Genomic DNA, 14,079 nt, shown 5'->3' with positions numbered 1-14,079 from the left:
AAAAACAATCCCAAAAACAGGAATGCAGTTTAAACACCCAGAACTTCTATACGCTTTACTTCTGCTCGCTATTCCTATTATTGTTCACTTATTTCAACTTCGGAAATTTAAAAGTGTGCCTTTTACCAATGTGCAATTTTTAAAAGAATTGACCATTCAAACACGTAAGAGTTCGCAGCTCAAAAAATGGCTAACCTTAATCACTCGACTACTGCTTTTAGCTTGTGTGATTTTTGCATTTGCACAACCTTATTTATCAAATTCTGATAGTTTTAATACCAAGAGTGAAACGGTTATTTATTTAGACAATTCGTTTAGTATGCAAGCGCCTAGTAACAACGGAAGTCTACTCAATACAGCCATTCAAGATATAATCGAACATATTGATGAAAATGAATCGGTTTCAATTTTTACAAATGATGCTACGTTTAATAACACGTCGATAAAGGCTATTAAAAATGATTTAATTCAGATAAAACATTCGCCTAATCAACTCGCTTACGATGCTGCAGTACTAAAAGGAAAACAGCTATTTTCTGATGATGCTAGTTCTATTAAAAATTTAGTACTGGTCTCAGATTTTCAACAAAAAAACGATGCTCTAACCGCTACAACAGACAGCCTTATCTCCTTAAAACTGGTGCAGTTAAAACCGTCCAATCAAAGCAATGTTGCTGTTGATAGTGTTTATGTTTCTAAAACTACAGTAGAAAACATCGAACTGACTGTAACCCTGAAAAATCAAGGAGAACCCATTGAAACCTTACCTGTTTCATTATATAATGACAATAAGTTAATGGCGAAGACTGCGGTTACTATTACAGATGACGCTACTACAAATTTTACCATTCCTGCCAATGCTGTTTTTAACGGAAAACTTCTCGTAGAAGACAGCAATCTTCAATATGACAATACCTTGTATTTTAATATTGACCGACGAGAGAAAATAAATGTATTAGCGATTAATGAAACTGATGATAGCTTCCTTAAAAAAATATATACTAGTGATGAATTTGAATATACATCTGTAGATTTTAATGCTTTGAATTATAACAGTATAGACCAGCAAAATTTAATTGTTTTAAATGAACTGAATACGGTTCCAAACTCGCTAATTACTGCTTTAAAATCATTTACTGACAACGGCGGAAACCTATTAATTATTCCTTCAAGTAATATTAGAATAGATACTTACAATCAGTTGTTTGCAACCTATAATTTATCTAATTTCAGTTCATTAAATCCTGTAGAAAAGAAAATTACAACAATTAATTTTTCCCATCCATTATTAACCAATGTTTTTGATAAGCGTGTTACTAATTTTCAGTATCCAAAAGTAAATTCATTCTATAGTAACAGTTATAATTTAGTCGCCTCGATTTTAAGTTTTGAAGATGGAAGTTCATTCCTTTCCCAATCTGGAAATGCCTACCGTTTTTCCGCAGCATTATACACCGAAAACTCTAATTTTAAAAACTCGCCTCTTATTGTTCCGATTCTGTATAATATTGGAAAACAAAGTTTAAAAACGGGTGATTTGTTTTATACCATAGGAAAAGAAAACACCATCGATATTGCAACGCAACTACAACAAGATGACATTCTTACTTTGGTGAATGGCGAAAATTCGGTTATTCCATTACAACAAACCTATGATAATAAGGTAGAACTCATTACGAATATCTATCCTGATGCCGCTGGAATCATTGCGGTTCAAAATAAAGATGCCTTTTTGAAAAATCTGAGTTTTAATTTTGACAGAAATGAAAGCCTTCTTAAGTATTTTGATATACAAAGCATTAGCAATACAAGTATTAATAATTCGCTTTCATCTGCAATAAGTGACATCAAAAGTGCAACAAATGTTAACGAACTATGGAAATGGTTTGTTATTTTTGCAGTGATTTTCTTAATCATTGAAATGCTCATCTTAAAATTTCTGAAATGAACGTACTTGTAAAATCTGCCACAATAGTTGACCCTAAAAGCGATTTTCACAATCAAACCGTAGATATTTTAATTGAAAAAGGAACCATCTCTCAGATTTCAAAACGCATTCAAAATCCGAAAAACTATAAAGAAATCAGACAAGACAACCTCCATGTATCGCAAGGCTGGTTTGATTCTAGTGTGAGTTTTGGTGAACCTGGATTTGAAGAACGTGAGACTATTGAAAACGGACTCACTACAGCGTCAAAATCTGGTTTCACTTCAGTTGCAGTTAATGCAAACACCAATCCTGTTATTGATTCGTATGCCGATATTTCATTATTAAAATCGAAAGCAGAAAAGCATGCTGTAAGCCTCTCTCCTATTGGTGCTTTAACTAAAAATAGTAAGGGTCAAGAATTGGCCGAATTATACGACATGACTTCTGCTGGAGCTGTTGCTTTTTACGATTATCAGCATCCTATAGCAAACCCTAACTTGATGAAGCTCGCCTTACAGTATGCTAGTAATTTTGATGGTTTGGTATGCTCGTTTCCGCAGGAATCAAAAATTAGCGGATTAGGTGTGATGAACGAACATGTCATGAGTACCTCATTAGGTTTAAAAGGCAATCCTGCTTTAGCCGAAGAACTACAAATCGCCAGAGATCTGTTTATTTTAGAATATACTGAAGGTAAACTTCATATTCCAACCATTTCAACCGCCAAATCTGTGGAATTAATTAAAGCGGCAAAACAGAAAAATTTAGATGTTACCTGTAGTGTAGCTATTCACAATTTGATATTTACCGATCAACATGTGAACACCTTTGATACAAATTTCAAGGTCTTACCACCACTACGAACACAAAATGATATTGAAGCTTTAATTAACGGCTTAAAAGACGGAACCATTGATATGGTAACGAGTGATCACAATCCGATTGATATCGAAGGAAAAAAAATAGAGTTTGATCATGCCAAGTATGGTACTATCGGGTTAGAAAGTGCATTTGGCGCATTGAATTCAATATTTACCATAAAGAAAACCATAGAATTACTAACCAAAGGTAAAGCGCGTTTCGGATTTAAAAACTCGCCTATTGCAGTAGGAAATTCTGCTGATTTATCACTTTTCAATCCAAATACAGCCTATACATTTTCCAAAGAAAACATCCTTTCTACTTCTAAAAACTCAATGTTTGAAGGTCGGGAACTTAAAGGACAGGTTTATGGAATTATAGCCAATAACCAATTGATTTTAAACTAAAATATTCGCATGCAAAATACACCAGACTCTAATAATGACAGTCTAGCAATTGTCGCCTATATCACACTAATTGGTACTGTTATCGCCTTTTTCTTAAATCGCGATGTTCGAAATCCTTTGGTATCCTTTCATGTTAGGCAAGCCCTGGGCTTATGGTTGTTGCAAATGCTCTTAGGTTATTTTGTAGGTGCCTTTGATAGCTGGATGATTTCAACTTCATTTTGGGTATTCTTTATTGCGCTTTTCCTCTACGGAATTTTTGGTGCTGTCGGAAAAAAAATGAATGAAGTCCCAATTCTTGGTCCGTTTTTTCAAAAATTATTTTCTTCAATAGGTAACTAATATGAATTTAGATTTACATCATATCACCAGACCGTCGTCTTTAAAAGAAAACGCGCCATTACTCATTATGTGCCACGGTTATGGTAGCGACGAAAACGATTTGTTTTCTTTTGCTCAAGAATTACCTGAAGAATTATTTATCATTTCCGTTAGAGCGCCTCACCCGATGCAACCTTACGGAAATGCATGGTATGCCATAAATTTTGATGCCAATCAAAATAAATGGAATGATGTCGATCAAGCGATTGAATCTCGAGATGCTATTGCGCGTTTTATCGATCAGGCTTGTGCCGAATATTCTGTTGACCAATCCAATGTAAATCTTTTAGGCTTTAGTCAAGGGACTATTTTAAGCTATGCAGTGGCACTGACTTATCCTGAAAAAGTAAAGAATATTATTGCCTTAAGTGGTTATGTAAGTGAAGATATGCTTCCTAAAAACTTACAAGACAAAGACTATTCCCATTTAGATTTTTATTGCTCTCATGGAAGCGTCGATCAGGTGATTCCAGTCGATTGGGCCAGAAAAGCACCTCAGTTTTTAAATGCGCTTCATATTAAAAATACCTATTCTGAATTTCCTGTCGGCCATGGTGTTGCACCACAAAATTTTTATGAATTTAGAAGCTGGCTTGAAAAACGGATTTAAAACTATAAAGACTGTAAGTATATCAGCACATTACAAAATAATTGCTTTTATCTTTATTACTTCTGAATAATAACGATTAGATATCAAACTCATGAGCTACCTTCTCACAGGCGAAGAAACCAAACGTTTACACTTTAGAATCGTCTCCAAAGATGATTTTGAATCATGGATGCCATTGTTTAAAGAAGAAAATGTCGCTAAGTTTCTTGGAATGCCAGAAGGCCTAACTCAGGTAGAGCAATGCGAGTTTTGGTTTGATAAAGTATTTCATCGCTACGAGAATAAACTAGGTGGAATGAATGCGCTTATCGATAAACACTCTGGGGCGTTTATTGGTCAGTGCGGACTCCTCATTCAAACCGTTGAGGATGAAGAACGCTTAGAAATTGGATATTCTATCCTTCCTGAATACTGGGGAAAAGGCTACGCACAAGAAGCAGCCATACACTGTAAAGAATTTTGCTTTAAGCATAAACTCTATGACAATCTAATATCTATGATGCACGTCGATAATATTGGTTCTGAAATTGTCGCTATAAAAAACGGAATGACTTTCGAAAAGCAGGTTGACGAATTTAAAGTCTTTAGTATTACGCGATCTACTTGGTTAAAATCAAAATTATGAATCGAGCCTATGCGCTTATGTTCTTTGGTCTGCTGGCTATCATTCGGTGAATTGGATAAATCTTTTTGGATATATAGGTTCAAGTATTGGAACCTTGATAGCTATAACTTTGCTCATCAAAAAGATTAAGGCTGATACAATAAAGAACTCAACTCTTTAAAAGTGACATTTCCGTTATTCATATCATAATTCAGAAGCATTTCTCCCCAATAAGTGCCATCAGTAAAACTGATAATAATCCACTTATGATTTAACATTCTAATCTGATCGATTCGCATTTTGTTTCCAGACATAGACGCAAATGGTACTAAAGGATGGTCTTCAGTTTCATATTCATTAAGACTCATTAATCCGTCTTTGATTAAGGGTACAAATTCTGAAATTCTGAAACCTTTTTTTTCCCAATGGGTCATCGCATCATCATTCGTATCAAAACGAAAGGTATAAATATCTGAAGCTTTATCATCAGCGATCATCCGTATTGAATCTTTAAGTTGCGTATTTTCTTCCATAGAATTGGTCAACTTCTGATCATAGTCTTCTATGATGTTTTTTGAGTTTACAAATTGGAAAATCACTAATAACAGTGTAAAAATAAACAGGTACATAAAAATTCTTTGCTTCATCTTAGAGTTGTATTTGTAAGTTATCGTAAGCTAAATAAACGTTTTCTGGTAATTTTTGTTGCACGTCATCATGAAAACCTAAGTAATGACTTATATGTGTTAAATATGCCGTTTCAGGCTTTACTTCAGAAATAAAATGCAAAGCTTCATCAAGATTAAAATGCGAAATATGTTCTTTTTCCCGTAAAGCATTCACGACTAAAACCTTAACACCATTCAATTTTTTAATTTCATCTTCGGCAATAGTTTTCATATCTGTTAAATAGGCAAAATCGCCAAAACGGAATCCGAAAACCTGCAATTTATGATGGTAGCCATTTATAGGTATGACTTTTAAATTTCCGAGAAAAAAAGGTTCATTCTTAATTTCATGCTGAATCACCGATGGAACCCCAGGATACTTCTCTTCAGTAGTGAAAATATAATTAAAGCGCTTTGATAATTCGCCCAACACACGCTTATGCGCATAAAACGGAATATCACCCTGTCTAAAGTAAAAGGGTCTGATGTCATCCAATCCTGCAGTGTGATCGGCATGCTCATGCGTAAAAACAACGCCATCAAGTTTACGGCAATTGGCACGTAACATTTGCTGTCTAAAATCTGGTCCGCAATCAATCACATAAACATAATCGTCCCATTCAATCAACACCGAAACTCGTAAACGCTTGTCTTTAGGATTGTTACTTAAACACACAGGATGGTCACTTCCAATAACAGGAATGCCTTGAGATGTACCAGTGCCTAAAAAAGTAACTTTCAAAAGTATATTTAGTTTAACGCAAAAATAGAACTTATTTTTTTAGTTTGACCTGCTATTTTAATACCTTTGTATAGTTGACAAACCCAAAATATAAAATGGAAATAACCTTAAAAGGAGATAAAGAGTTTGATGAGATTCCGTCGTTAAGAACGAAATGTTTACGCATCAACTTAAATGAAAACATCTACGGAACATTTGCTGAAATTGGTGCCGGACAAGAAACTGTAAGACAGTTCTTTAGAGCTGGTGGTGCTTCAGGAACCATAGCAAAAGCAATGTCTGCTTATGATAAAGCCTTTAGTGATGCTATTTATGGCATTGAAGACGATAAACGTTACGTCACTGAAGCCCGACTTAGAAAAATGTTAGATCATGAGGTCAATCTGGTTGAAGAGCGAATTTTAAGGGAATCACATCCTAATAAAATGTTCTTTGCGTATGCAAATACCGTTGCAACTATTGACTTTGCAAAAAAATATAAAGGTCATGGTTGGGTCGGAATTAAATATCAAGTCGATCCAACACAAGGTTATAACGAAATTGTACTACACTTACGTTTTAAAGAAAATGACGCAAGATTACAGCAAGAAACACTAGGTATTCTTGGTACAAACTTGATTTATGGTGCCTTCTATAAATATAACGAGCCTAAAAAATTACTGCGCTACTTATATGATCATTTGGATAAAGACCAAGTAGAAATTGATACTATAAATTTTGCCGGACCAGTATTTGAAGATGTAGATAACCGATTAATGAGTCTGCAACTGGTTAAAAATGGAATGACCGATGCGGTCATGTTTGCTCCCGACGGAAACAACGTATTACCAGCTAGAGTTTTATACAAAAAGAATATTCTAGCATTGCGTGGTAGTTTTAGACCTGTGACTAAAGTGAATATGGACATGTATAAGAAATCTTATGAAATGTTCATCAAAGAAAATAAAGTTGATACCGATAAAACTCAAGTTATTTTTGAAATTACACTTTCAAATCTAAGAGCCGAAGGTGAAATTGACGAGCAGGATTTTATGGATCGTGCCCGACTTTTATGTTCGCTTGGGCAAACCGTATTAATCTCAAACTTCCAAGAATATTACAAACTTGTAGAATACTTCTCTCAGTATACAAAAGCCCGTATGGGATTAGCTATGGGAGTTAACAATCTGGTAGATATTTTTGATGAGAAATATTACCGTCACTTAAGTGGTGGGATTTTGGAAGCCTTCGGAAAACTCTTCTTTAAAGATTTAAGAGTCTACTTATACCCAATGCAGAATGAGGATGGAACCATAACCGATAGTGAAAACTTGAAAGTACATCCAAGAATGAAAGAATTATATAAATTCTTTAAGTACAACGGAAAAGTAGTTGATATTACAGATTTTAATGAAACTACACTTTCTGTGTTTTCGAGAACTGTACTAAGAATGATTGCTAATAACGAAGATGGATGGGAAGCCATGTTGCCGGAAGGGGTTTCAAACCTTATTAAAGAGAAAAGCCTTTTTGGCTGTGAAACCGAACAAGTTCATTTAGGAGAATAAAACCTAAAATCACATACAAAAAAGCCGCATCAATTGATGCGGCTTTTTGTTTTATTATTACTGTCTGGTTATTCTTGACTTGGTTTTGAATCTCTCATCTTTTTAATAATGAAATGTTGAAAAATTCCATAAAACGCAAAAGAAGCTTTATTCAGACAAGATTTGTTCGGTATGTATTTTTGCTTTTACTTTATCAATAACACGTTCTACGACACCTTCTTCGTTAACAATAAACGTTATACGATGAATGCCATCAAACTCCCGTCCCATAAATTTCTTTGGTCCCCAAACTCCAAACGCATTAATCACGTCCTTCTCTGTATCTGCGAGTAAAGGATACGGAAACTTAAATTTGGTTTTAAAATTAGATTGACGTTTTTCAGAATCGGCACTAACACCTAATATTTCATAACCTGCTTTTTGTAACGCCTCATAATTTTCTCCTAAATTACAGGCTTCTACCGTACATGTTGGTGTATTCGCTTTCGGATAAAAGAAAACAACTAATTTTTTTCCTTTATAATCTGAAAGTGATACCGGATTACCATCTTGATCATTAACTGTAAAATTTGGTACTTTATCTCCTGCTTGTAATGTATTCATATTGCTTATTTTTGCTTTTAAATGAGTTCATCAAATATACGACAATGACTAAACAAGAGAAAGTAGATTTTGTTATAAGTACGTTAAACGAATTGTATCCTACTATTCCAATTCCCTTAGAACATAAAGATCCCTATACTTTATTAATTGCTGTACTGATGTCTGCACAAAGTACAGATGTTCGTGTTAATCAAATCACACCACTTTTATTTGAAAAAGCTGACAATCCCTATGATATGATTAAGCTTTCAGTAGAAGAGATTCGCGAGATTATCAAACCTGTGGGTTTATCACCAATGAAAAGCAAAGGGATTCATGGATTATCACAAATTTTAATTGATAAACACAACGGAGAAGTCCCAAAAACTTATGAAGCATTAGAAGCGCTTCCTGCTGTTGGACATAAAACGGCTGCTGTGGTCTTGTCGCAAGCATTTGGAATTCCTGCATTTCCTGTTGATACTCACATTCATCGTTTAATGTACCGATGGAATCTCACCAATGGCAAAAATGTGGTTCAAACTGAAAAGGATGCGAAGCGTTTATTTCCGAAGGAACTCTGGAACGACTTACATTTACAAATTATTTGGTACGGACGTGAATACTCACCTGCCAGAGGTTGGGATTTAGAAAAAGACATTATAACCAAAACAATTGGCAGAGCCTCTGTTTTAAAAGATTACTATTCAAAAAAGAAGTAAAAAAAAGTCCCGAAGACTAACGATTCGGGACTTTTTCAAATTTAGTTTTGAAGTGCTTCAAACTTCAAATTATTACAATGTATAACACTTAAAGCCTTGGAATAATTCAAAAGAAAGTCAATAGTTTCTTCTTTTGGATTTAGGTTGTTTTGTTTTTGGGGACATTCTGAGTAAAGTTTTGCCATTTTACGTTTTTTAGTTTGTTATAATTCAATAAACGCAACAAAACCTAACTTATTGTATTAATTCGTTAAAATGATATTATTTTTATCAATTACTTTTCTCAGATTAATGAGAGCGTAACGCATTCGTCCTAATGCAGTATTAATACTTACACCTGTACGCTCCGATATTTCCTTAAAACTCATATCCTTATACATACGCATCACCAGTACTTCTTTTTGGTCTTCTGGTAATTCTTCAATGAGACGTCTTAAATCACATTCGACCTGATCTTTAATTAATCGTTTTTCGGCATTTAAAGCCGTATCCCCTAATACTGAAAAAATACTAAATTCACCAGAATTGTCAAATTTTGGCATTCTGTTATTCTTTCTAAAATGATCGATAACCAAATTATGAGAGATACGCATCACCCAAGGTAAAAACTTACCTTCTTCGTTATATTTACCAAGTTTTAGGTTCTTAATAACTTTAATAAAAGCATCTTGAAAAATGTCTTCTGTGATATCTCTATCGAAAACTTTAGAATAAATAAAACTGTAAATCTTTTGCTTGTGTCGGTGGATAAGGACGGATAGAGCGCTTTCGTCTCCATTCATGTAGTTCTTAACTAAAACAGCGTCCGTGATAAGTTCGTGTCTCATAATTATTACTTTAATGGCAAAGAATTTAATCTTAGCTTGGGGTTAAACTTTTAAAGTAATATTATGATATAGGCAACTCGGTTTTAACTGTTTATGTTCTCAAATATAACAACAATCATTCCGAAATTCCAAAAAAAAGTAACAAACTTTAACATTTTAATGAACAATAATCCATTTTTTAAGCTTCAATAAAAGACCTATCTTTGCACATTCTTATTCTCTAAAACACCCATGAGCAGTAACATCCTAGACCTTAATCCTAAAGAAAACATCATCATTAAAGGTGCTAAATTGCACAACTTAAAAAATATTGATGTTGTCATTCCTCGAAATAAGCTTGTCGTTATTACAGGCTTATCAGGTTCTGGCAAGTCTAGTTTAGCTTTTGACACCTTGTATGCAGAAGGTCAACGTCGCTACGTAGAGAGCTTATCGAGTTATGCACGACAATTTTTAGGACGACTCAACAAGCCTAAGGTTGATATCATCAAAGGTATTGCTCCTGCTATTGCTATCGAACAAAAAGTAAATAGCACCAATCCGCGTTCGACCGTAGGAACTACTACTGAAATTTATGATTATTTAAAACTTTTATTCGCACGAATAGGAAAAACCTATTCACCTGTCTCTGGAAATTTAGTCAAAAAACACCGTACTAAAGATGTCTTAGATTTAGTGAAATCGTTTGAAGAGCGTGAAAAACTACTCCTCCTCGCTCCTATTATTTTGGAAGAAGGACGTACTATGGAAGACAAGCTAAAAGTCTTAAAGCAGCAAGGTTACGCAAGGGTTCAGCACCAAGAAGAGGTTTTACGAATTGATGATGCGATGGAAAAAAACAGCAAAAACAATTTATTTTTAGTTGTCGACAGAATTGTTGTCAAACACGAAGAAGATTTCTATAACCGACTTGCAGATGCGATAGAAACAGCATTTTTTGAAGGCAAAGGCACTTGCTTTATTGAAGCACTCTCTAATCAGAAACGTACCGAATTTAATAACCGCTTCGAATTAGACGGCATGACGTTTTTAGAACCAAATCCGCATTTATTCAGCTTTAACAATCCGTATGGCGCTTGCCCAAAATGTGAAGGCTACGGAGATGTTATTGGTATTGACGATGATTTAGTGATCCCAAATACAGCGTTATCGGTTTATGATAATGCTATTTTTCCTTGGCGTGGCGAAAGTATGAGTTGGTATCGTGACCAACTGGTCAATCATTCGCATAAGTTTGATTTTCCAATTCATAAACCTTATTTTGAGTTAACAGCAGCTCAAAAACAATTAATCTGGGATGGCAATCAATACTTTGAAGGCTTAAATTCGTTCTTTGCTGAATTAGAATCGAAAGCTTATAAAATTCAGAATCGGGTGATGCTATCACGTTATCGCGGAAAAACAAAATGCAGCGTTTGTAAAGGCAAACGGCTTCGAGAAGAAGCCAATTACGTAAAAATAGCTGGCGTTACCATTACAGATTTAGTAGAGATGCCGCTAGATGAATTATCTCGATTTTTCAAACAGTTAGAATTAGACGATTATGACACAACCATTGCCAAGCGTCTGCTTAAGGAGATTAATAACCGTTTGTCTTTTTTAAGCAATGTAGGTTTAGACTACCTCACTTTAAATCGGAAATCTAATACCCTTTCCGGAGGTGAAAGTCAGCGTATTAATCTCGCCACTTCCTTAGGAAGTAGCTTAGTAGGTTCGATGTATATTCTTGACGAACCCAGTATTGGCCTGCACCCTAAAGACACTGAAAAACTCATTAAAGTATTGCAAGCCTTACGTGATTTAGGTAATACAGTGATTGTTGTTGAGCATGATGAAGACATTATGAAAGCTGCCGACGAAATCATAGATATTGGTCCAGAAGCTGGTACCTTTGGTGGTGAAGTGGTGGCTACAGGAACCTTTGAAACCATCTTAAAATCTAATTCATTAACAGCTCAATACCTTAATGAAACGCTCGAAATAGAGCTGCCTAAACAACGAAGAACATCAAAATACCAAATTGAAGTCATTGGAGCCCGAGCTCATAACCTTCAAAATATTGATGTGGTTTTTCCTCTGGAGATGCTAACTGTGGTAACTGGTGTTTCAGGTAGCGGAAAAAGTACCTTGGTTAAAAAGATTCTCTTTCCTGCAGTACAAAAGCAACTAACTGGTTTTGGAGATAAGCCAGGTCAATTCACAGAACTTAAAGGGAATTATAAAAACATCAAACATATTGAGTTTGTAGATCAAAATCCGATTGGGCGTTCCTCTCGTTCTAATCCTGTGACCTATATTAAAGCTTATGATGATATTAGAGCTCTGTTTGCCAATCAGAAATTAAGCAAAATCAGAAATTACCAAGCCAAGCATTTTAGTTTCAATGTTGATGGCGGACGCTGTGAAACGTGTAAAGGTGATGGTGAAGTAACTATCGAAATGCAGTTTATGGCCGATGTGCATTTAACCTGTGAAACCTGTAATGGAAAACGCTTTAAAAAGGATGTTCTAGAAGTCACTTTTGAAGGTAAAAACATTGATGATATTTTAACGATGACTATCGATGATGCTATTGTATTTTTTGAGCAACACAAAGTCACCAAGATTAAAAATAAATTACAACCACTTCAAGACGTAGGATTGGGTTATGTCGCTTTAGGACAAAGTTCTTCTACCCTTTCAGGAGGTGAAGCGCAACGTATTAAGTTAGCATCTTTCCTCGGAAAAGGGAGCAAAAGTGATAACGCGCTCTTTATTTTTGATGAACCAACCACAGGTTTGCATTTCCACGATATTAAGAAATTACTGAAATCGTTTCAGGCCTTAATTGCAAAAGGACATTCTATTATCGTTATTGAACATAATCTCGATTTAATAAAATGTGCCGATTATGTTATCGATTTAGGTCCGGAAGGCGGAAATCGTGGCGGACAATTGATTGCACAAGGTACACCTGAAGAGTTGGTAAAAAATAAAGCCTCAATTACAGGACAATATCTTAAGGAAAAACTCTAATAAAACATAAACGCAAAGAGTATCAAAATGATGGTTGCTGTTGGTATCACCACCATTAAAAACGAAAATGAAGCTACACAAGCTTTAAAGAAACTCCAGAACCAGTTTTGTCGGTAAAAACGTATTAGTGCTATTAGTAGATAAAAGAATGTCGACATTGCAATTAACCAATCGATCCAATCTGGAATATCCCAAAATAAATTGATTCCGAAGATAAAACTAAAGACAGTAAACAAAAACGAAAAGTAATAAAAGCTAAACACCAAGTGGTGAGCATAACGTCCGCGATTATAATAAAGTATTTTTAATATCAAGGCAAATAATGGCAACAAAAAGAATAAGGCAATTGGTATCGTGTCGTAAAAAGCTTGTAAAATATTGCCACCATCTCTAGATTTATAAAATTTAAGAGCTTGTGCGTAAAACTTTTTAGTAATCCATCCGTCATCGTCTTCCATTCCCATGGCTTTATAAATTTCAGCATCATCGGCTCCTGCATCAAGTAGCGAATCAATTTTTTTCTCGTTGTAACCAAAATTTAAATCTGCGTCCTTCATATTAACATTATTAACCAAGGAATCTATCTGCTTTTCAGAAAATCCTGTGATGAATTTGTTTTTTTCCAGCGCATTTCGCAATTCTGCCTTTGAGATAGAATCTGCTTTAACCTGTTTTAAAGAATCTACAACTCGTATAGAATCTGTTTCTTTTTTACTAACCGAATCTAAGACCGTTACCTTTTTATCGTTTAAGGTTTTACGTAGTTCTCTATTGAGACTTTCGGTTTGCTGTCTTGCCGTAAATGAAAAAATAAAAAAGAAAATAAAGGCGACAAATAAATACATCTGTCCTGGATGTAAATACAATAAGCGCTTACCTTCAACAAATTTTTTAGGTAAAAATCCAGGCTTAAACATTAAGGGTACAAACCCTTTGAGGAAACGAGCATCAAATGAAAAATAATTGCTAATGGTGTTATAGAATAAGACGCCTAAGGTTAAATCTTCATCTGATTTTTGTCCGCAATTTGGACAAAATTTATACTGCTCTTTTGATTCAGATTCGCAGTTAAGACACTTAAACTTTTGATCTTCCATAAACGGATGGGTTGGTCATATAAAAGTAGTAAAAATATTGATTTAACCTTATAAAAAATTAATTCGAAAACTCGTAGACCTCAAAC

13 protein-coding genes are annotated in these 14,079 nt (G+C 34.7%); 8 read left to right on the top strand and 5 right to left on the bottom strand.

Translation table 11 applies throughout. The features are described from left to right. Nucleotides 1-22: 22 nt before the first annotated feature. The 5 genes from N4270_RS10210 to N4270_RS10190 all read left to right on the top strand — a co-directional run bounded on the left by N4270_RS10210 (nucleotide 23) and on the right by N4270_RS10190 (nucleotide 4,814). Nucleotides 23-1,948, top strand: a complete 1,926-nt coding sequence (locus N4270_RS10210; RefSeq protein ID WP_260096997.1) for a BatA domain-containing protein — start codon at nucleotides 23-25, stop codon at nucleotides 1,946-1,948. Next, nucleotides 1,945-3,198, top strand: coding sequence for a dihydroorotase family protein (locus tag N4270_RS10205; RefSeq protein ID WP_260096996.1), 1,254 nt, complete (start codon nucleotides 1,945-1,947; stop codon nucleotides 3,196-3,198). Before N4270_RS10210 ends, N4270_RS10205 begins: the two co-directional genes overlap by 4 nt. Before the next feature lie 9 nt (nucleotides 3,199-3,207). After that, on the top strand, nucleotides 3,208-3,540 hold the full coding sequence (locus tag N4270_RS10200) for a hypothetical protein (RefSeq protein WP_260096995.1): 333 nt from the start codon (nucleotides 3,208-3,210) through the stop codon (nucleotides 3,538-3,540). 1 nt (nucleotide 3,541) lies between these two features. Further along, nucleotides 3,542-4,189: an alpha/beta hydrolase gene (locus tag N4270_RS10195; RefSeq protein WP_260096994.1), complete on the top strand. Its 648-nt coding sequence runs from the start codon at nucleotides 3,542-3,544 to the stop codon at nucleotides 4,187-4,189. A gap of 91 nt (nucleotides 4,190-4,280) precedes the next feature. Next, nucleotides 4,281-4,814 carry a GNAT family N-acetyltransferase gene (locus tag N4270_RS10190; RefSeq protein ID WP_260096993.1) on the top strand — a complete coding sequence of 178 codons (534 nt, stop codon included), beginning with the start codon at nucleotides 4,281-4,283 and terminating at the stop codon, nucleotides 4,812-4,814. 125 nt (nucleotides 4,815-4,939) lie between these two features. On the opposite strand, the gene N4270_RS10185 is transcribed toward N4270_RS10190, so the two are convergent. Together N4270_RS10185 and N4270_RS10180 are read right to left on the bottom strand one after the other, a co-directional pair. Continuing rightward, nucleotides 4,940-5,440, bottom strand: a complete 501-nt coding sequence (locus tag N4270_RS10185; protein ID WP_260096992.1) for a hydrolase — start codon at nucleotides 5,438-5,440, stop codon at nucleotides 4,940-4,942. Nucleotide 5,441: 1 nt separating this feature from the next. Continuing rightward, nucleotides 5,442-6,203, bottom strand: a complete 762-nt coding sequence (locus N4270_RS10180; RefSeq protein WP_260096991.1) for an MBL fold metallo-hydrolase — start codon at nucleotides 6,201-6,203, stop codon at nucleotides 5,442-5,444. Nucleotides 6,204-6,298: 95 nt separating this feature from the next. Between N4270_RS10180 and N4270_RS10175 the strand changes: the two genes are divergently transcribed. Further along, nucleotides 6,299-7,750 carry a TonB-dependent receptor gene (locus tag N4270_RS10175; protein ID WP_260096990.1) on the top strand — a complete coding sequence of 484 codons (1,452 nt, stop codon included), beginning with the start codon at nucleotides 6,299-6,301 and terminating at the stop codon, nucleotides 7,748-7,750. Nucleotides 7,751-7,897: 147 nt separating this feature from the next. On the opposite strand, the gene bcp is transcribed toward N4270_RS10175, so the two are convergent. Then, nucleotides 7,898-8,353, bottom strand: a complete 456-nt coding sequence (gene bcp / locus N4270_RS10170) for a thioredoxin-dependent thiol peroxidase (protein WP_260096989.1) — start codon at nucleotides 8,351-8,353, stop codon at nucleotides 7,898-7,900. A gap of 44 nt (nucleotides 8,354-8,397) precedes the next feature. On the opposite strand from bcp, the gene nth reads away from it, so the two are divergent. Next, nucleotides 8,398-9,054 carry an endonuclease III gene (nth, locus tag N4270_RS10165; protein ID WP_260096988.1) on the top strand — a complete coding sequence of 219 codons (657 nt, stop codon included), beginning with the start codon at nucleotides 8,398-8,400 and terminating at the stop codon, nucleotides 9,052-9,054. A 242-nt stretch (nucleotides 9,055-9,296) separates the two neighbouring features. Here the strand turns inward: nth and N4270_RS10160 are convergent, their stop codons facing one another. Further along, on the bottom strand, nucleotides 9,297-9,881 hold the full coding sequence (locus tag N4270_RS10160) for an RNA polymerase sigma factor (RefSeq protein ID WP_260096987.1): 585 nt from the start codon (nucleotides 9,879-9,881) through the stop codon (nucleotides 9,297-9,299). Between the two features lie 231 nt (nucleotides 9,882-10,112). Here N4270_RS10160 and uvrA point away from each other — a divergent pair, with 231 nt between their 5' ends. Beyond that, entirely contained in the window at nucleotides 10,113-12,896 is a 2,784-nt protein-coding gene (gene uvrA, locus N4270_RS10155; RefSeq protein ID WP_260096986.1) for an excinuclease ABC subunit UvrA, read from the top strand. Here the strand turns inward: uvrA and N4270_RS10150 are convergent. Then, on the bottom strand, nucleotides 12,893-13,993 hold the full coding sequence (locus N4270_RS10150; RefSeq protein WP_260096985.1) for a DUF3667 domain-containing protein: 1,101 nt from the start codon (nucleotides 13,991-13,993) through the stop codon (nucleotides 12,893-12,895). The two genes, uvrA and N4270_RS10150, sit on opposite strands and share 4 nt — an antisense overlap. Between the last annotated feature and the right edge of the window lie 86 nt (nucleotides 13,994-14,079).

The sequence above is a fragment of the Psychroserpens sp. SPM9 genome, from assembly GCF_025153525.1.
Taxonomy (GTDB): Bacteria; Bacteroidota; Bacteroidia; order Flavobacteriales; family Flavobacteriaceae; genus Psychroserpens.
The sequence above is the reverse complement of the archived record's forward strand: the minus strand, read 5'-3'. Positions and strand labels throughout refer to the sequence as shown.